This is a genomic window from Polaribacter sp. HaHaR_3_91, from assembly GCF_019278525.1.
In the GTDB taxonomy this organism is placed as follows: Bacteria; Bacteroidota; Bacteroidia; order Flavobacteriales; family Flavobacteriaceae; genus Polaribacter.
In genome coordinates this window covers 3221816-3241791 of the sequence record NZ_CP058986.1, presented here as the reverse complement: position 1 = coordinate 3241791, position 19976 = coordinate 3221816, and the positions used below count along the sequence as shown (strand labels likewise).

Annotated in this window: 17 protein-coding genes and 1 other RNA gene; 7 read left to right on the top strand and 11 right to left on the bottom strand. The window is 29.0% G+C overall.

What is annotated here, in order from left to right:
* Nucleotides 1-10: 10 nt before the first annotated feature.
* Both H0I27_RS13705 and H0I27_RS13700 read right to left on the bottom strand, forming a co-directional pair.
* Entirely contained in the window at nucleotides 11-1774 is a 1764-nt protein-coding gene (locus tag H0I27_RS13705) for a hypothetical protein (RefSeq protein ID WP_218731191.1), read from the bottom strand.
* A complete protein-coding gene (locus H0I27_RS13700; protein WP_218731190.1) occupies nucleotides 1774-4833 on the bottom strand; it encodes a tetratricopeptide repeat protein in 3060 nt (1019 codons plus the stop codon). Before H0I27_RS13700 ends, H0I27_RS13705 begins: the two co-directional genes overlap by 1 nt.
* A gap of 164 nt (nucleotides 4834-4997) precedes the next feature.
* Here H0I27_RS13700 and H0I27_RS13695 point away from each other — a divergent pair, with 164 nt between their 5' ends.
* The 3 genes from H0I27_RS13695 to H0I27_RS13685 are packed head-to-tail and all read left to right on the top strand — an operon-like array spanning nucleotide 4998 to nucleotide 7367.
* Nucleotides 4998-5684 (top strand): cell division ATP-binding protein FtsE, encoded by a 687-nt coding sequence (locus H0I27_RS13695; protein ID WP_218731189.1) that lies wholly within the window; start codon nucleotides 4998-5000, stop codon nucleotides 5682-5684.
* A 47-nt stretch (nucleotides 5685-5731) separates the two neighbouring features.
* Complete coding sequence (locus H0I27_RS13690) at nucleotides 5732-6562, top strand: glycosyltransferase family 2 protein (RefSeq protein ID WP_254713096.1); 831 nt, start codon at nucleotides 5732-5734, stop codon at nucleotides 6560-6562.
* Nucleotides 6555-7367, top strand: coding sequence for a 2OG-Fe(II) oxygenase (locus H0I27_RS13685; RefSeq protein WP_218731187.1), 813 nt, complete (start codon nucleotides 6555-6557; stop codon nucleotides 7365-7367). Before H0I27_RS13690 ends, H0I27_RS13685 begins: the two co-directional genes overlap by 8 nt.
* On the opposite strand, the gene H0I27_RS13680 is transcribed toward H0I27_RS13685, so the two are convergent.
* Complete coding sequence (locus H0I27_RS13680; RefSeq protein WP_218731186.1) at nucleotides 7368-8453, bottom strand: glycosyltransferase; 1086 nt, start codon at nucleotides 8451-8453, stop codon at nucleotides 7368-7370. It lies immediately after the preceding gene.
* Between the two features lie 512 nt (nucleotides 8454-8965).
* On the opposite strand from H0I27_RS13680, the gene H0I27_RS13675 reads away from it, so the two are divergent.
* The gene (locus H0I27_RS13675; RefSeq protein ID WP_218731185.1) at nucleotides 8966-11725 is read left to right on the top strand and encodes an outer membrane beta-barrel protein; all 2760 of its coding nucleotides are present in this window, start codon (nucleotides 8966-8968) and stop codon (nucleotides 11723-11725) included.
* A 151-nt stretch (nucleotides 11726-11876) separates the two neighbouring features.
* Here H0I27_RS13675 and H0I27_RS13670 read toward each other — a convergent pair whose 3' ends face one another.
* Together H0I27_RS13670 and ssrA are read right to left on the bottom strand one after the other, a co-directional pair.
* On the bottom strand, nucleotides 11877-12668 hold the full coding sequence (locus tag H0I27_RS13670; protein WP_218731184.1) for a hypothetical protein: 792 nt from the start codon (nucleotides 12666-12668) through the stop codon (nucleotides 11877-11879).
* Between the two features lie 98 nt (nucleotides 12669-12766).
* Nucleotides 12767-13160: a transfer-messenger RNA gene (gene ssrA / locus H0I27_RS13665) on the bottom strand.
* A gap of 220 nt (nucleotides 13161-13380) precedes the next feature.
* Between ssrA and H0I27_RS13660 the strand changes: the two genes are divergently transcribed.
* Nucleotides 13381-14586, top strand: a complete 1206-nt coding sequence (locus H0I27_RS13660; protein WP_218731183.1) for an NAD(P)-dependent oxidoreductase — start codon at nucleotides 13381-13383, stop codon at nucleotides 14584-14586.
* Nucleotides 14587-14665: 79 nt separating this feature from the next.
* Nucleotides 14666-14887 carry a DUF3820 family protein gene (locus H0I27_RS13655; RefSeq protein WP_218731182.1) on the top strand — a complete coding sequence of 74 codons (222 nt, stop codon included), beginning with the start codon at nucleotides 14666-14668 and terminating at the stop codon, nucleotides 14885-14887.
* On the opposite strand, the gene H0I27_RS13650 is transcribed toward H0I27_RS13655, so the two are convergent.
* From H0I27_RS13650 to H0I27_RS13630, 5 genes are all read right to left on the bottom strand, one after another.
* Nucleotides 14871-15248, bottom strand: a complete 378-nt coding sequence (locus H0I27_RS13650; protein WP_218731181.1) for a DUF2809 domain-containing protein — start codon at nucleotides 15246-15248, stop codon at nucleotides 14871-14873. The two genes, H0I27_RS13655 and H0I27_RS13650, sit on opposite strands and share 17 nt — an antisense overlap.
* 248 nt (nucleotides 15249-15496) lie before the next feature.
* Entirely contained in the window at nucleotides 15497-16885 is a 1389-nt protein-coding gene (gene creD / locus H0I27_RS13645) for a cell envelope integrity protein CreD (protein ID WP_218731180.1), read from the bottom strand.
* 88 nt (nucleotides 16886-16973) lie between these two features.
* Nucleotides 16974-17270 (bottom strand): transcriptional regulator, encoded by a 297-nt coding sequence (locus tag H0I27_RS13640; protein ID WP_082864288.1) that lies wholly within the window; start codon nucleotides 17268-17270, stop codon nucleotides 16974-16976.
* Between the two features lie 27 nt (nucleotides 17271-17297).
* A complete protein-coding gene (locus tag H0I27_RS13635) occupies nucleotides 17298-17906 on the bottom strand; it encodes a hypothetical protein (protein WP_218731179.1) in 609 nt (202 codons plus the stop codon).
* Between the two features lie 109 nt (nucleotides 17907-18015).
* Nucleotides 18016-18570 (bottom strand): hypothetical protein, encoded by a 555-nt coding sequence (locus H0I27_RS13630; RefSeq protein WP_218731178.1) that lies wholly within the window; start codon nucleotides 18568-18570, stop codon nucleotides 18016-18018.
* Nucleotides 18571-18607: 37 nt separating this feature from the next.
* Between H0I27_RS13630 and H0I27_RS13625 the strand changes: the two genes are divergently transcribed.
* Nucleotides 18608-18979 (top strand): DUF1801 domain-containing protein, encoded by a 372-nt coding sequence (locus H0I27_RS13625; RefSeq protein WP_218731177.1) that lies wholly within the window; start codon nucleotides 18608-18610, stop codon nucleotides 18977-18979.
* A gap of 166 nt (nucleotides 18980-19145) precedes the next feature.
* Here the strand turns inward: H0I27_RS13625 and kdsA are convergent, their stop codons facing one another.
* Complete coding sequence (gene kdsA, locus H0I27_RS13620) at nucleotides 19146-19964, bottom strand: 3-deoxy-8-phosphooctulonate synthase (protein ID WP_165732564.1); 819 nt, start codon at nucleotides 19962-19964, stop codon at nucleotides 19146-19148.
* Between the last annotated feature and the right edge of the window lie 12 nt (nucleotides 19965-19976).

The window sequence follows — 19976 nt, the reverse complement described above, 5'->3', positions numbered from 1 at the left end:
AAACAGGTTTTTAAAAATCGAACTTATAGGTTAAACCACCAAGTATTTGAGCTCCTTGTGTATCAAAATTTGCAAAACGTTGGTATTTTGTATTAAATACATTGTTTAACTTTAGAAAAGCCGAAAACTTATCGTTAAAATGATACCCTCCGTTTAGGTTTACATCGGTAAATGAAGCTACGTTTTCTGAACCAGTTGAGGCAGTTGGATATTGACTGCTATAAAGTGCATCTTTCCTTTCGCTAACATAAAAAATATTGGCACCTGCAAACCATTTATTTGTTTTGTATTTCGCAGAAATATTTCCTTCTACAGAAGGTAGGTTCCAAGCCTCTACTTCATTTTCTAATGTGTAACTATTGTATATTCCTTGCATACCGAATGATAAGTTTTTAGAATATTCATACTCTAATTCTGTAAAGAAGGTGTTGGTTTTTACATCATCATAACGAACATCAAAAGAGTTGCCGTATTCATAACCTTTTAAATCCATGCTATTATAAGTAGTATTGGTTCCGTCGGACTTAGAATTGTTTCTTATAAACATTGGTTTGTCTTCTTCAGACTTAAAACTTGCTTTTACGTTAAAACTTAAATCATCTATAATTAGACCTTTAAATCCTAAAAAGAGGTTCGATTTTTCTAAAGTTTGTGTTATAAAAAGTGTTGGAGATACATAAGGATTTTCTTCTGTAAAGTTTTTGTAAGTATTGGTATGTAAATCACCCGTAATACCTGCATACACATTTAAATATTCTTCTATAATTGGTCCTTCAACAAAAATATCTGGCAGTATAAAAAAGTTATTAGCGCTGTTTTCTGAATCAAAAGAAGCAATTAACTTAAGACCCGGTTTTATAGAAAAACCTTGATATTCCATTTTATATTGAGGGTTTATGTTGATGGTAGAGGTACCATATTTTACAGGGTTAGAATTGCTGTAATCGTTTTTAAATTCTCCCTTTAAAAATTCGATACTTGTTGCTATAGAGATATCATTTAAATTAGGTAGTAAATAATCTAAAGGCAAATTTAATTTTGCTTGAAATTTTGCTAAGATTTCGCTACTTTCATGGCTATCTGTATAGTTTGCAAAGTTTACTTTTCCAGATTGAATATAAGAATCTTCAAAATTTAATTCCCCAATTAAGTCAAAATAATTAAATACTTGCTCTTCATTTATTGCAGATACAGTTGGTTCTGTAAAAGTAATATCTGGTAAACCGTACCAATTATAAAGATTTCTTTCAGAATTTAAAGTTACTTTCCAGTCGAAATAACGTTCCTGTTGTTTGTAAAATGCCCCAATATTAAAGTTAGAAAAATTACTGTTAAGTACCGAGTTTTTAACATTATCTAGAGATGCTAAATACTTAGCATTAAAACCAAACTCGTTTTCATAATTAGTACTATGGGTTAGATATGTTTCTAAATATGGAGTTGTATAATTTCCGATACCTGCGGCTAAATAGTTCTTGTAGACCCTTTCTTTAACGCCAACATCAATGCCTTTTACAACACCACTTTTAGGAATAAAAGTAGAGGCAACTGGAGCAGAAAAAATAGTATATTCTAGTTTTTTCTTTTCGCTGTTTTTAAGCAATTCTATTTTAGGGTTTTTATTAATTTTTTTGGCATCAGAAATTTTAGGATTGTATTTTGTTACAATATTTACAACTTCTGTTTTTACGGTGTCTTTAGCCTGATCCTTTTTTTGAGCGTTTAAACTTAAAAATGAAAAATAGACTAGAAATAATGTGAAACCTTTTTTCATTATTTTTTATTGTTTTTAATTGTGTTGTCCTCTTTAATAGGAGTTACAGAGTTATTCGTTTTGGCTTCGTTTTCTTTTATATTTTTTAGCTCTTTTTTAGCTTCTTCTACAATGTCTTCAAATTGTGTAAAGTTTTTAATGATGTTTTCTAGCACAAAAGTAGCTTGATACACATCTTGCAAACCATAATAATTTTTACCCATTATAATATAACTTTTTACAGCCCAATATTTGTAAGAAGAGTAATTTGCTATTAAATTCTGAACCGTTTTATTAGAGTCTAAGTATTCTTCTTTTTGATTCTTAAAGAAAGCATTATAAAACAATGCTTCTGCTTTTAATTCTCCTGTAGCTTTACGTTCTACTTCTGTATAATATTCTTCTGCAGTGTAAAAATCTTCGGTTTTAAAAGAAGCACGTGCAATAATTATTTTAGCATCATTTTCCAATTGGGTATTTAACTTCTCTTTTGCAAGAATTTTTTTAGCGTATGCAATAGCTTGGTCGTAAGCTTCTGTTTCATAATAACCTTTCATTAGATTACTCTGTGCAAATAATACATTCTCGGTAGAATAAGCTTCCAATTCTAATCGATCTAATATTTGTATGGCATTTTCAAACTCATCTCTTTCAAGAAATATTTGCGCTAATTTGGCTAGAGAATCTTCACTATATTCATTTTGTCCTTCTTCTAGAACATTTTGATAATAGGCAATAGCCTTGTTAAATTCTTTTTCCTTAAAAAGGATGTCTGCCAAATAATAATTAGCTTTTAGCTTGTGAATTCCTTCAGGAAAAGAAATAGTGTATTTAGAAAGTGCTCTAATAATTTCACTACCATCTTTTGCTTCAAAGTATTTTTTCTCTGCCACAGCAAAGGTCGTATTGTCTAAATCTGAATCTGTAACATTGATGAATTTTAAACCAGATATCCAATCTACATACTCGTTTAAATTGCCATTGTCAATATAAATATTTCTAGCATTTGCAACTGCCTCAAAAGCATCTGGAGAATTTGGGAATTGATTGGTAGTTTGTTTAAACTTTTCTAAAGCTTTTTTACTATCATTTTCACTGTAATACAATAGACCCTGACGGACTAATGCCTTTGGGAGAAAAATACTATTTGGATGTTTTTCTATTAATCTGTTGTAGGCATTATGTGCATTGTTATTCTCTTTTATTACGGTGTATGTATTTGCTAGTTGAAATAAAGCATCATCTTTTAAGTTAGAAATCTGGTATTTATTTACCACATTGGTAAGCGCTGTAATTTTAGCTTGATTGTCTTCTATAAAGCCATAACTCATTCCAATTTGATACTGCGCATAATCTGCTTCTGCACCATAGGTATTAACAACCGTAGTGTAAGCATTAATGGCGCTTCTGTAATTTCTAATAGCAAAGTAACTATCACCTAAACGAATGTATGCATCGTCTTTAATGTCTTTTTCTAGAGAACCATCTTTTAAGAAGTTCTCGAAAGATACGGCTGCATCTGCATAATTTTTTAGTGTAAAATTACTGTAGCCTATATTGTAATCAATTAGTTTAAAATCTTCATCTTTTGATTTCAATTCCTTTTTTAAAGCAGTAAATTTAGAAAGTGCTTCTTTCGGGTTATCTAATTGATACAAAGTTTCTGCTTCCCAATATTTAGATTTTTCTCTAATAGATACTTCTGTTGCTTTTTTACCTGCAACAAACAAAGGCAATGCTTCTTGTAATTTTTGATCATTAAATAATTGAATACCTCTGTATAGAGAAACTTCAGAAATTAATGAATTATTTTTTTCAGTTTTCTTTTCGTTTAAAAAGACCAAAGCACCTTTAAAATCCTGTTGGTGTAAGAAAGAAGAAACTACTAAATCGTTAATTTCTTCATAAGCTGTAGATTTTGGATATTCTTTTAAATACTCTTGTAAAACTTCAGCAACACTTTTAAAAGGGTTTCCTGCTTCATAACTCAATTTCGCATAATTTAAAGCAGCATCTTCTTTAATTTTTCTGTCAAACTCCATTTCAGAAGCAGTTTTAAACGCATTTAAAGCCTCTGTCTTTTTCTCTAAATTAAGGTAACATTCACCTAAGTGATAATATGCATTTTGAGAAATAAAGTTTTTCTCATCTATAATTTTATTAAAATTACTAATCGCGTTTTCAAAATCGTTTTGTTTGTAATATGCATATCCTAATTGATAGAAATCGGTGTTGTTCCATTTTCCTTTTTTACCGGTATAAGCTTTTAAATACGGAATTGCTTCACTGTATTTTTCTAAATTAAAATAGCTCTCTCCAATTATTTTAGAAATTTCAGACCTATCTTTTCTAGGAAAGGTGTTAATTAATTCTTTACCAACTTTAATACAGCGTTCAAACTTACCTGCTTGAAAACTAATATCTAACAGGTAATAAGAAATTTCTACACGGTAGGTTTCGTTGTCTGCAATTTCTTTAAAGGTAGATTCTGCAATGCCATAATCTTCTAATTTATATGCAATGTAACCATAATAATACCTTGCATCATTTCCGTACTTAGCATCATTAATTAAAGGAAGAAATTTTTCTTTAGCTAAAGGTAAATTATTGCTAATTACATAAGAATACCCCATTTTAAAATCGAGTTCCTTTTTATCCTCTTTAGAAAGATAAGCAGCATCTACTTTTTGGTACCATTTAAGTGCGTAAGCCGCTTTTTTATTCGCAAAGTAATAATTTGCAACTGTAAAAACTGCGGTGTTTTTTTTACTACTATTAGGGTTTTCTTCAATAAAAGTAAGCACTTTTTTATCTGCGTCTGACTGTTTTAAACGTACAGCACACATGGCATCATAATAAGCAGCATCTGCTTTTAAATTAGATCCAAGAGTAGCCGTCTCGTTTATTGCTGTAAAACTTTTTTGTGCAGCAGCATAAGCTTTATTATTAAACAATTTTATAGCATTGTTATATTTTGTGAAATTATTAGTTTCTACAATTGTTTGCTGACTATAACCTGCAAAAACAATTAATAATAAGAAACATGTAATAAAACGTTTTTTTATAAAAATAAACTTCATATAATTATTTTTGATACCTAGTATGAATAACGAACTTATTTTAATTTTGTTTGATGTTAGAAGAAAAAAATATGAAAAAATATTTTAATTCAAAAATAAGAATTGTTTATAATTCATGGTATAAAATCGTTCAAAACTTTTAAGTTTGTAAAAACAAGTTTTTTATGGAAAAACCAGTCTTATTTTTAGAGAACGCAGAGATTTATCAAAGAGAAAATTTGGTGTTGTCTAACGTAAATTTATCAATACAAAAAGGAGAGTTTTATTATTTAATTGGTAAAACAGGAAGTGGAAAAAGTAGTTTAATGAAAACCCTATACGGGGATTTAAAATTACAAAAAGGCGCGGGGAGTATTGTAGACTTCGATTTAAAAAAAATAAAAGAAAAAGAGATTCCTTTTTTAAGACGAAAAATAGGAATTGTTTTTCAAGACTTTAAATTATTAAGCGATAGAACTATTTTTGGGAATTTAGAGTTTGTTTTAAAAGCTACTGGTTGGAAAGATAAAGTTAAGATTAAAGAAAAAATTGACGAGGTTTTAGATAAAGTAGGGATGAAATCTCAAGCTTACAAAAAAACGTACGAGCTTTCTGGAGGAGAACAACAAAGAATTGCTATTGCAAGAGCGTTGTTAAATGATCCAGAATTAATTTTAGCAGATGAGCCAACAGGTAATTTAGATCCAAAAACTTCTTTAGAAGTGATGGAACTTTTAAATGAAATTCATAAAAGTGGAAAAACCATTTTAATGGCAACGCACGATTATCAGTTAATTGTAAAGTTTAAGCAAAAAACATTAAAGTGTGAGGGGGGAGAATTATTTGAAGTAGCCCAAAAAGCAACTACTTAATGCTATCTGTTCTTATACCGACATATAATTATAATACTTTTTTTTTGGTGAAAGAGATACATCAACAATTAATTTTAGAAGACATACAATTTGAAATTATTTGTTTGGATGATGGCTCTAAGTCACCTTTAAATGAAAAAAATAAGGACATAAATAAACTTTCTTTCTCTAGTTTCAAAAGTCTAGAAAATAACATTGGTAGAAGTGCAATTAGAAACTTATTAGCAAAAAAAGCAATATATAATTGGTTGTTGTTTTTAGATGCTGATGTTATTCCTGTAAATTCTAATTTTATAAAAAACTATATACATTGTTTTAAAAAAGATAAAACTGTTTTTTGTGGAGGATTATTATACCAAAATAAAAAAGAGAATTTTAGATTATTACGTTATAAATATGGGAAAAGGCACGAAGAAATTTCTGTTGATAAACGTATTGAACATCCAGATAAATATTTTTTCACTTCAAATTTTTTAGTTAAGAAAGAGATCTTTAATAGTGTGAAATTTGAAGAAAAATTAATGCAATATGGGCGAGAAGATTTGTTGTTTTCTTTAGAGTTGATAAAGAAAGGATATAAAATTGAACATATAAATAATGAGGTGTATCATTTAGGTTTAGATAAAAATGATTTGTTTGTTGCTAAAACTAAAGAAGCAATGGAAAACCTTATTTTTATTGATAAACAAAGTTTAATTGATACAAAAGAAATGCCTTTGTTAGCGTTGGTAAGAAAAATATCTATCTTAAGAATGACAAGAATAGTTGGTGTGTTTCATCTTTTCTTCGAAAAATTAGCTATCAAAAAATCTTCAGTTTTTTTCTTAAATTGTATGAAAGTAAGCTATATGTGTCATTTAAAATTAAAACATGAATAGAACTGAAATCGCCGGTTTAATTTGCTCTAAATTAATTACAAATAAAGAAGCTTTAAAAATTCAGTTTTTAGAATCTAAAGATACGATTGGTTATTTTTTTATAGATGATTTGTTGCCTAAAGAACTGGCTACAGAGATTTATAATAAATTTCCTACAACAAAGGAAGCTGTTCGGAAAAAGAATTTAAGAGAGTTTAAATTTACAGCCTACCAAATGGATAACTATAATGCTCTTTTAGAAGAAGTTATTTATGCATTTCAAGACAAAAGAGTGGTCGATTTGGTTTCCGAAATTTGTGAATTAGAAGAAGTTTATAGCGATGAAAACTTGTATGCTGGTGGATTATCTTTAATGGAAAAAGATAATTTTTTAAATCCGCATTTAGATAATTCTCATGATAAGGATAGAAATAGATGGCGGGTTTTAAACCTTTTGTATTATGTAAGTCCTAATTGGACTGCCGATAATGGAGGTAATTTAGAGATTTGGCCAGAAGGATTACAAAAAACAGCAACTACCGTAGTAAGTAAATTTAACAGGTTGGTTGTTATGACAACGCATCAAAACTCATGGCATTCTGTAAGTAAAGTAGAAAAGGATGCTGTTAGATGCTGTGTATCTAATTACTATTTTTCTAACACACCTATTTTAGTTTCAGATACTTTTCATGTAACAACATTTAGAGGAAGATCTTCAGAAAAAGTAAAAGATATTTTCTTAAGAATAGATAATACTATGCGATCTAGTGTACGCAAATTATTTAAAAAAGGCATTAGAGAAAACCCGCATCAATACAAAAAATAGCTATTTTATATTATTGAAGATTGACAATAGTTTTTCTTCTTGCTTCTCCCAAACCAATTCTTTTTTTGCTTTCTTTAATTCTGTAGAAAAATCCTTTTCTAGTAACCTTTTTATTTGTGTAGCAAGTTCTTTTGGATTTCTACTTTTAACGATTTCACCTACTTTATAATTTAGTACAATTTGTTTCATTTCTGGTAAATTAGAAACTAAAATAGGGACTTCGGCTTGTATGTAATCGAATATTTTGTTTGGTAAAGCATATCTGTAATTTAAGCCTAAATCTTCTTCTACACTTATCCCTAAATGGGCTAAAGGTGTTAGTTTGTGTAGTTCTACCGGAGAAATTTTACCTAAAAAATAAATGTAGTTGTTTAACTTTTTTTCGTGTACACATTGTTTTAGGTCGTCAATAATATCACCATCACCAATAATTACTAAAAGTGTATTCTTTAAATAAGGCATGGTATCAATCATTAATTCTAGGCCTCTTCCTAAATTTACTGCACCTTGATATAGAATAATTTTTTTGTCTTTAGTATTAAAAGGAAACATACCTAACTGAATTTCTTTTTCTCTAGGTAAGTTCATAATTGTTTTAAAGTCCGTTTGGTGTTCTTTATGATAAAACGCTGCAATACTTTTACAAACTGTGTAGCTGTTTTTTAGTTTTGGAAGTATCCAAGCTTCTAAATTAGACCAACATTTTTTAACCAAAGGTTTGTGTACCAATTCAGGAATTTCTGGAAATAACTCATGACTGTCATAAACTACTTTTTTCCCTTGTAACCAACTCACTAAAAAATTAGGTAATAATGTATCTAAATCATTAGAAAGTAAGATGTCTTTTTTAGAAAAAAATAAGATAAAAAATAAACGAAAATTATATTCTGCATAAAACAAAAAACCCTTGTTAAAAAATAATCGGATTCTTTTTGTGGAATAATTTCTATTTAAAGGTTGGCTATTCTTTAGTTTCCGACCTATTAAAACAATTTCAAAACCATTTTTATGTAACGTACAGCAAACTTTATCAACACGTTGGTCTGTTGATAAGTCATTTGTGACAGAAACAATTATTTTTTTCAATTTTTTTTACAGTATCAAGCAAAAATATGGTTTTAATTATCAAAATCATAAAAATGCACATCGTTATATGAATTCCTTTTTTATCAATTTTATTTTTAGAAAATTAAATGTAGTTTTGTTTAACTAATGTGTAGATTATCAGTAAGCTAACTATTACTAATCCCATCCCCCCAAATGCCTAAATGTCCATCATGTAACTCTAGTTTTAGAAAAAGACTCGCAAGGAGTTTAGTTTTAAGATTAATTCCCAATTCAAAGTTTTATAGTTGTCATAATTGTAAAACTAGATTTTTAAAAGTTCCTTATTTTTATAAAGCCATCGTGTTAAAAAGGTTTAAATGAAAAGGAAATTTTTACAGTATCCTTTAAAAGTTAGAAGATGCTATGATTTATAATGTTAAAACTGCTGATCTCTATTAATATGGTAATTTAAGTTAGGATATTTTTGTTGCTTTTCATTTAAACCTTATACCTTTTTCTGTGTCAAAGATTTAAATCTAAAGCTGCATACATTGAAAACAACACTACTATTATTTTTGCTACTTATTTCTTCTACATTATTCTCACAAAAATTCACGTTAGAAGGTGTGCTTAAAGATCAAGATTCTATTTTTTTAAATGGAGCAACAGTGTATGTGCAGAGTGCAAAAGATAGTGTTCCGATTGCTTATGGTATTACAAATAAAAATGGTGAATATTCTTTGCGAGTAAATGCTGGAGAGGATTCTAAAGTGATTTTTAACATAGCGTCCTTAGGTTATGAACCATATATAAAAGTTGTTAATGTTCCAGATAACGGGACATTAAATATGGGGTATTTAGTTTTAAATAATGAAATAGAAGAGTTAGATGTTATTACAATTATTGCGAGAGCTCCTCCTGTTTTAATAAAAAAAGATACTGTAGAATATAATGCAGATAGTTTTAAAACCTTACCGAATGACAAAGCCGAAGATTTATTAAAAAAATTACCAGGAGTAGATATCGATATAGATGGTGTTATTACGGTAAACGGAATAGAAGTAACGGCTATAAATGTTGATGGAATGCGATTTTTTGGTGAGCAAAAAGGAGATATCGCGTTAAAAAACTTGCCAAGTAACGTTATAAGTAAAGTACAGGTTACAGATTATAAAACGGATAATCAAAAATTTACAGGAGAAGAATCTGATTCAGGTACAAAAGAAATCAATTTTAAAATTAAAAAAGGGAAAAACAGAGCTACTTTTGGAGATGTTAAACTCGGTTATGGGACAGATGAAAAATATCAGGCAAATGCCAATGTTTTTAAATTAATTGATGGCAAACAATTAGGAATTATTGGTGGTACTAACAATATAAATTTATCTAAAGGTTTTAATTCTTTACCAGATACAGATACTAGTAATGGAGATATTAAGTCTGATTTTGTAGGAGCAAATTATACAAAAGGGAAATGGAATGAAACAAGTATAAATGGTAATTATAGGTATAGTGCACAGAATAGAGATTTTGATAACATAAGTCATAAAGAAACTTTTTTACCCGACTTAAATTATATTACAGATTCTAAGAGCAATAGTTTTTCAGATTCAGACAGTCATACAGCCGGAGTAGATTTAAAATTTATTCTTAAACCAAAAAGTACTTCTTCCAATAAGAAAGTCCGTTTATCTAATAAAACAGATTTTAAAAGTTCTAGTCAAGAATCTGGTGGAACAGTTAAAAGTGAATCTTATTATAATAATGGCGATTTAGTAAGTGATTATACTTCCAATAGCGAGTCTAGCTCTTCTAGCAGTGAATTTAAAAATGAATTTTCAGTAACACCTGTTTTAAATAATAAAGCAGATTATTTAAATGTAAGCTTAGGAACAGATTTTAACAAATCAGATTCCGATAGTCAAAAATATTCTAAAAACGTTTTAGTTAATAGGGGGCAAACGGTTATTCAAGATCAAATTAATACAACAGATAGTAATAGTAGTGATATCAATTTTAATGCCTTTTGGAGTAAGGAATTATTTACAAATTTTAGGTTGATGCCAAGATATAGCGCTACAGTTAATACAAAAAACAGCGAAAAATATATCTATGATTTCGATGAAACATCAGAAGAATATAGTGATTTTAATGAGTTGCTAAGTTCAGAGAGTAAGTATGTTACCACAATATTAAGACCTGCATTAAAATTAAGATATCAATATAAAGAATTTCGTTTTGATATAGAAGGCGCATATACAAATACCTATAGAGATTATAAAGATGAGTTGGTAGCGGAGCGAGATTTTAAGGCCGAATTTGATTATCTAACCTATTCGGGAAGAATACGCTATAGAGATGAAAATGGATATAAAAATATCTCTTTAGAGTATGATCAGAATGTGGATTTACCATCCGTAGGACAATTACAACCGGTAGAGGATGTTAGTAATATTACGCATGTAATTGTTGGTAATCCGCTTTTAAAACCAGGAATAAGTCATAATGCACGTTTTCAATATCAAAATAATTTAGCGTATAATAATATCAACATTTCTGGAAATGTGAGAGCACAATTTGTTCAAGATAAAATTATAAATTCTACCATTACAGATGCAGATTTAAACAGGTACACTACGTATAGTAATATAGACGGAGATTATTCATATACCGGAAATGTTGCGGTTTCTAAATCTTACTTTAACAGAAAAACAAATATTAATTTAAATGCCCGTTTTAATGCGAGTTATAAGAACAGTTTATCTTTACAGAATGCTGTAGAGTTTACTGCAAAAACTACTGTCTTAAAACCTTCATTTTCTGTTAGTTATTCTTATGATAGCAAAATTGATATAACTACAGCTTACAGTTATTCTAAAAATAAAAATGTTTATACTACAGATGCATTTAATGATAATAATTATTTTGTTCAGAATGTTGATGTCAATTCTAATGTGTTCTTTTTTAAAAATGCTTTTTTATCTAATAGAGTTTCATATCGCTACAATAGTAGAGTGGGAGATGAGTTTGATGGTGATGCCGTTTTTTGGAATGCAGGTTTAGGAGTCGAGCTTTGGGATAATCAAGCAACACTTTCTTTGGTGGCTTATGATATTCTTGGTAAGAATAATGGGTATAGAAGAACTGTAACAGAAACCTATATTCAAGATGTAGAAAATAAAATTTTAGAACAATATTTTATGCTCAACTTCGTGTATAAGTTTGGTAGTTTTGCTGGCCAGAAAATGAATATTCAGGGAAAGAATAGAAGCGGTGGAGGCCGTTCTAGAGGAGGTTCTAGAAGAAATTAATGAAATGCTTTAAACAGAACTTTGTTAAAAAAGTAAAAGGCTAATTTTGATGTTTTGTAAAAGATGTTGACTAATAGTTGGCTAAAAATAAACCTCAAAAAATAAAATTAATTTTTTGAGGTTTATGGTAAAGTATTATTTCCTATATTTTTTATCTTTTAAAGATACCAGATTTTACAACTCCACTATATTTTTTTGTATCAGTTTTACTTGTTTTCTTATTAGAAATAGGTTCTAAAATAAATATTTCTCCATCTTCAGTAATTGTTAGAGATGTAGAAGTTAAATTACTAACTTCTACAATACCATCACTACTTAGGCCTTTATTCCAAGAATATTCAAGAAATGTTTGTGTGCTGTCTGTCCAATTCCATTCAGCTAAACCACCTTCTTCTAAAGGGTTATTATTGGTAACAAAATATGTACCAGCTTTAGAAAATAAAACAGTAAGCTCTTCATCTGTTCCAAGTACATTTTGTCCGTCAATACTTATTAATTGCCAAGTTCTACATAGTAACTCAGTATTTGTAGAGTTTGTTATTTCTTCTTCTCTGTCGGCTTCAATAAAAGTTTCCGTATTTGTATTGTTGTTTAATTTTAGTGTAAAATATATAGCGTTTTCATCCATATTATCTATGGTTATTGTTCCAAAATCTGAAAGCTCTAAAGTATTATCATCAATAAAAATATAGGTTCCAAAAAAGATGGTTTTAGTTTCAGTAGTAGCGGTGTTTGTTTTTGCGTCAGCAGCATTTTTTGTTATAATATAATTACCGCTATCATTAAATTCGAATGATTTATATTCGGTAGAATTACTAACCTTCCATTTCGCATTAATAGTTGTGTTTACTGGTGTTTCCATAATGTTATTTTCATTACTACTACATCCGGCTATACATGTTATGGCAAAAATTACACATAAGATTTTACTTAACTTCTTCATTTTTTAAGTGTTTTAATTATTTTATTATTCTACAAAATTCAATGTTATTATCAACGCAAATAAAAAACCCTCACAAACACTGGGTTTATAAGGGTATTTTGTGGAGACGCCGAGAATCGAACTCGGGTCCAAACGAGCAGCCAAAAAGCTTTCTACATACTTAGTTCTTTCTTAGTTTTCGACTAAAAGCTGATTAAGAACAATCTGCTTTTAGCTTATCTTCTTTAGTTTCAAAAACCCGTCAAAGTACCAGGTTTTCTATATTTACTTTTACGATGCCCAAAAGTGAATCGCCGTAAATCAAGGCTATTCGTGGACATAAAGCTTGCACACCTAGTGTGCCGAGGCCAATCCTACTGTGATTCGGATTAAGCAGCTAAAGCGTAGTTATCTTCGCCGTTTAAAAAGTTGAAATTAGGTTTAACGAGTGTTATTTCATAACTCGGTATGCTTACAAATCCACTGTCCTCGCTGTCAAAACCAGTCGTCCCCGTTTTAATAGTTTGGGCGTTACCACGAAAAAAAATCGTGGTCAGGCTTTCCGTTATATCTTTTTAATGAAAAATTAAAAAGGATGTCACTTCAATCCTTAACGCGGTCTGCAAAAGTATAAAAAATACAGTTGCTTATCACCATAAATTCTAATATCTTCGAGCAAATATTATACCAATCCTACAGAACTTGTTTCAAGGTCTCTAAAAACACTAAAATTATGAAGTTTGGCATTATCAAAGAACGCAAAAACCCACCAGATAGAAGAGTTGTTTTTTCACCAGGAAAGCTACAAGAATTTAAGAAAAACTATCCGGAAGCGGTTATTAAAGTAGAGTCTTCAGATATTAGAGTGTTTTCTAACGAAGCTTATAAAGCTGCAGGATTAGAGGTAACTGAAAATGTGTCAGACTGTGATGTTTTATTTGGTGTCAAAGAAGTGCCAATTGAGGCTTTAATCAACAATAAAAAATATTTTTTCTTTAGCCATACGATTAAAAAGCAACCTTATAATAGAAAATTGTTATTAGCTATTCTAGAAAAAAACATAGAATTATACGATCACGAAACTATTATAGGTGAAAACGGAATGCGTTTAATTGGTTTCGGTCGTTATGCAGGTATTGTTGGTGCTTATAATGGTTTTAGAGCAATTGGTTTAACAAACGAAACATTCAATTTGCCAAAAGCAGAAACGTTAGATAGCCAACAAGAATTAATTTCTGAATTAAAGAAAATAAAATTACCAAACATCAAAATTCTTTTAACCGGAAACGGAAAAGTGGCTTACGGAGCAAAAGAAATGTTAGATGCAATGTCTATTAAAGAAGTTTCTGTAGATGAATATTTAAATAATTCGTTTAACGAGCCTGTTTATTGTTTGGCAGATGTGTTAGATTATAACAAACGTAAAGACGGACAAGTTATAGATAATTTCGATTTTTATGATCATCCAGAAAAATATGAGTCAGATTTTATGCGTTTTGCAAAAGTATCCCATTTCTTTATTGCTGGTCATTTTTATGGAAATGGTGCACCTTATTTATTTACAAGAGAAGATGCAAAAGCTAAAGATTTTAATATAAAATTTGTGTCAGATATTTCTTGTGATGTAGATGGACCAGTGGCATCTACAATAAAAGCATCTACAATTGCAGATCCAATTTATGGGTATAATCCACAAACAGAATCTGAAGTTGATTTTAAAGAAAAAGATGCTATTGTTGTTATGGCTGTAGACAATTTACCTTGTGAATTGCCTAAGGATGCAAGCGAAGGTTTTGGAGAAATGTTTTTAGAAAACGTAATTCCTGCTTTTTTTAATAATGATAAAGATGGCGTTTTAGAACGTGCAAAAATGACAGAAAACGGAAAATTAACTCCACGTTTTTCTTATTTACAAGATTATATTGAAGGAAAAGAGTAAGTCAATTTGCAGTGATAGTTGCAGTTTTTAAGGATAATAATGCGTTTTAAGTAAAAAGTAAAAAAATCAATACAAAATATTGGAACAAGACAGACAATTTCTAATAGATTTAGCAAACATGAAAATGCCGTTTGGTAAATACAAAGGCAAATATCTTATAGATTTACCAGAACATTATATTGTTTGGTATAAAAACAAAGGTTTCCCTAACGGAAAATTAGGGAAACAAATGGAGTTGGTGTATGAACTGCAATTAAATGGATTAGAAGATATTATTAGAAAGATTAGAAGGCAATTTTAAGCTTTTTTAAATATTTCTCTACTAAAATTATTGATATGATTCCTAGTGAATAAGCAACTAGATCTCCAAAACTAAAAGAGGTACCTAATATTATTTTTAATGTTTTAGAATAAGCTGCTGGAAAGTTACTTTGTAAATCAGATAATTGAAGAAATTCAATACTAAAAGCGATAATAAAGGTTATTAATATTGCTTTTTCTATAGATATTCTAAGGATACTTTTTATCAAAGTATAGACCAACATAACAGCTAAATAATCACCTATTGTAAATCTAATAAAACCTGTAGCAAATCTTTCGATAAGTACTTCTATTATCAAAAGTAAAATAAAAGGGATAAAATAGTTTAAGTATATTTTCATGGTTTGTAGTTAAATATTATTTGCATTATAGCACATATAATTAATAAGGTTGTTAGAATGGTAAATACCGTTTTCTTCTCACCTTTTTTTATATTAAAAGTTGATATTATCAATTTTGAAGTTAAGTAGCTTGTATAAGATATTGATGTTAAGAACAAGAGTGCTAATAATGTAAATAAGATCATTTGTTTTTATTAAAAAGCAAAACCTCGAGTAGGTTAGAGGCTTTGCTTAATTAAAGCTGATTACTAATTATTTTCCCAATCTATTTTTCTTGAAGCAAACATAACTGCTGCTAGAATTACAAATAGACCAATACTTCCCACTAATAAAGCATAATTTTCTAACTGAATAATTACAAAAATAAAGGTGTATAATGCTGTTAAGGATACTCCAATAAAAACTGAAAACTTGATGTTTTTTAAGATCGATTTAGAATATAAAGTGATTAAAGTAACAACGGAGGCTCCTGCAATTAAATATGCTTTAAAGTAACTACTATGTTCAGAAATAGAAATTAATAAGGTGTAAAACATGGTTAATGCAATACCAATCATTAAATATTGAAACGGATGGATATTAATTTTACTCATAGATTGTATTAAAAAGAAAATTAAGAACGTAAGTCCAATTACTAAAAATCCATATTTAGCAGAGCGCTCACTTTTTTGATATTCATCAACAGGAATTAAAAAATTAACTCCAAAAGCATAGTTATTTAAATTAGGAATTCCGTTAAAATATTGCTGAGAAAAAGGTCGGTTGATATCTAAAATTTTCCATTTTGCATTAAAACCTTCTTCTGTAATTTTATCTGAATTATGAGGTAAATATTCTCCAATAAAATTAGCAGTTTTCCAATCAGAATTGATATTAACATCTGTTTCTTGTCCTACTGGTATAAAACGAATCTGTTTACTACCTTTCATTTTTATGGTTATCGCAAACGAAGTTTCCTTTCCGTTTGGTACGTCTAAAAGTTGTAAGTTATTGCTTTCTAATTCGTTTAAATCTACATAATCTGTGTTGTACGCTATATTAGAATCTGTGTTTTTAAAGTTCTTAGAAGTTAATTGATACTTGTTTTTATGAAACTGAATTTCAAACAAACTAGCAGCTCCTTTTAAATTTGAAGATTGTATAATTACTCTTGTTTTATCCCAAAGAATATCTTTGTCGTTGATTTCTATTTCCGAAAAATCGGGTTTAGAGAAACTTCCATTAATAGCTATGCTACTTTTATAAACGGCGGTTTTATAGATTCCTCTCGTTTTTTCTTCTGGATTTATGGTTGAATTTATGACCAACTTTTTAGGGAAAAAGTAAGCATATTTTATTTTGGTAATTGTTTCTTTTTGTACCTCTTTAGTAATTGGATTTGTTATCGTTTTTTCTGAATATGTTTTATAAGGTACTTTTAAAATAGGACCATAAATTAGAACTTCTTCTCCCCATTTTTGATTGATTTCACTAACAACTTCTTGTTGACGTATCATTCTTTCGTAGATTAAATTTTTAATATAAGAGAGCGGAATCATTAAAACCACAATTAAAACGCCTACCATTAGCATTCTTGCAGTAATTGATGTTTTTACCCATCTACCAAATTTTCCTTGTTGTTGATTATTTGTTTCCATAGTTATTAATTTATTTATATTTTTTTTAAATTGATTCGTTTTATTTGAAGTACTTTGAAATTCAAAGTAAGTGTGTAAAAAAATAGATTTATTTATTTTTAATTAATTTTTCCAGTGCTTCAATGTGCTTTTTAAATTCCATTTTACCTAATTCGGTTGCTAAGTATTTTGTGTTTGGTTTTCTGCCAATAAACTGTTTTTCAACCTTTATAAAATCTACTTTTTCTAAAGCTTTTGTATGACTTGCTAAATTACCATCTGTGGCACCTAATAATTCTTTTAAAGTATTAAAATCTGCATATTCATTCACCATCAAAACAGACATAATACCAAGTCGTATTCGATGATCAAAAGCTTTATTTATATTTAGAATTATATTTTTCAACTAAGGTCTATTTATTATTAAAAGAGGTTATTTTCTATCGTATTTAAAATACATAACAGCTCCATATAAAATGTGCATTACTCCAAAACCAAGTACCCAAAACCAAAAACCATAACCAGGTAAAATAGCTGATAATAAACCTAAGACTATCTGAGTAAGTCCTAAATATTTTACGTCACCCAAAGTATATTTAGAGGCATTAAATAGCGCCAAACCATAAAACAATAACATTAATGCACCTGTTTGTCCGTAACGTTGTTGGTTTAAAATTATGATGATATAAATTCCACCAGCGACCAAAGGTATTATAAAATTTAATAATATTCTTCTAGTTAAAGGATCCCATATTTTCTCATTGTTTTTCTTGGCTTTTCTGGTGGTTAAAAAGATAGCTGTTGCTATACTAAGAGTTCCGACTAAAAGTAAATCTATTAGTGCCAAACGAAAAACTTCGCCGTCTAAAGTAAGAATTCCACCTCCTTTTTGTTCTACCAACCAATATGCATACCCAGCGCCAACTAAAGCGTAAATTCCTGCTAAAATACCAGACAAACCACTCAATGAAATAAATTTTGATGATTTACTCATTAAGTTTTTAATTTCTGATATGTCTCTTAAATAATCTTCTTGACTCATTTCTTAAAGAACTTTGAATTACAAAGTAAAAATAAAAAAATCAATTGGGCAACAAAAATTTATTGTTTTTAGTTTTTATTGATGAACTGATGTAGGATGACTTGTAAAATTACTCTTTTACAGCAACACCATACGCTACATGGGCAATTCCTAAAATAGAAAGAGATGCAGACCAGTAAGTAGGTATTAAGAAACAGATTACTGCTAAAAAAATACTTAAGCCCGCTAAAATTAATAGTTTTTTTCGATCTTTATGCTTTATGGAAAATAGTAAAAGTCCGTATAAAATAAGGAAAGCAGGAGTAAGGTAGGTTATAAAACCAAGATTCATTAAAATTAGTAACGAAGTAAAAATAGCTACAAATGCAAGTATATATTTTTTTAAAGCTACTTTGCTATTATCATTCCAAAGTTGATATTGTAATTTTTTAGGATTTCTTTTTCCATTAAAAAATAAAGTCAAAGAAGAAAAAATAAAAACGAGTAGAACAGTTGTAATAATTAATATTTCTGTAGTTTTATAAGATAAATTTAAAGGAGTTTCTTTAGTTAGAGAACCTTTTAATATGGTTTCTATAAAAAAGCCTCCAATAAAAAAGTAAGCACCAATTAAAATACTTGTAAATCCTTTTAAAGAGAAATTAATTTGATAATTATCGTTCATGTAACTGTTATTTTTTAACTTTCGCGAATATACAACAATGAAACCTGCAGAAGAATACATTTTAAACCAACCAGAACCTTTCAAATCCATTTTAATGCATTTGCAGATTTTAATTGAAACTAATTTCCCTGAAGTTGATTTACAATTTAAATGGAAAATGCCTTTTTATTATTTAGATGAAAAGCCATTTTGTTATTTAAATCCTTCAAAGAAAAAAGGATATGTAGATGTTGGTTTTTGGGTTTCTGCTCATTTAACAAAATACAATGAGCATTTAATTTCAGAAAATAGAAAGGTTATAAAATCACTTCGTTATACTTCTATTGATGCTATTAATGAAGAAATTTTACTATCTGTTTTAGCCGAAGCGCATCAACTTAAAGAAAAAGGATTTTATAAAAGAAAATAATTCCTGCAATATCAAGAAAAAGACCTTACAGGAATTGTGAAATTATTTTTTTTATGTGAACTGGGTAAGCGCGTTAAGGATTGAACGGTTTGTTTGAGCTCTTTTTTCTTTTTCAGAAAAAAAGCGAGTAGTGAAAGCCTGTTAAAACGCCCTAAAAATGTTTTTTTTATAAACTATTAATCGTTTTTCTAATAGCAACCAAGTTGGTTAATAAACCTTCTAAATTGTCTAAATGTAACATGTTTGCTCCGTCAGATTTTGCATTTGCAGGGTCAAAATGAGTTTCAATAAATAAACCATCAACATTATTTACAATTCCGGCTCTGGCAATAGTTTCAATCATATCTGGTCTTCCACCAGTAACACCAGCTTCTTGATTTGGTTGTTGTAAAGAATGCGTAACGTCTAAAATTGTAGGAGCAAATTTTCTCATTTCTGGGATTCCTCTAAAATCTACAATCATGTCTTGGTAACCAAACATAGTACCTCTATCTGTAATCCAAGCTTTTTCAGATCCTGCATCTTTTACTTTTTGTACTGCGTGTTTCATAGCACCAGGGCTCATAAATTGCCCTTTTTTTAGGTTGACAACCTTACCAGTTTGTGCAGCTGCAACCACTAAATCTGTTTGGCGCACTAAAAAAGCAGGAATCTGTAAAACATCTACATATTCTGCGGCTTTTATAGCATCTGAGACTTCATGAATATCGGTAACAGTTGGTACATTAAAAGTTTCTGAAACTTTACGTAAAATTTTCAATGCTTTTTCATCTCCAATTCCTGTAAAGCTATCAATTCTACTTCTATTTGCTTTTTTAAAACTCCCCTTAAAAATATAAGGAATTTCTAATTTGTCTGTAATTGTAATTACTTTTTCAGCAATTCTCATAGCCATTTCTTCACTTTCTATGGCACAAGGACCTGCAAGTAAAAAAAAGTTATTTGAGTTTAAGTGTTTTATGTTTGGTATAAGAGATAAATCCATTTTATATATTTT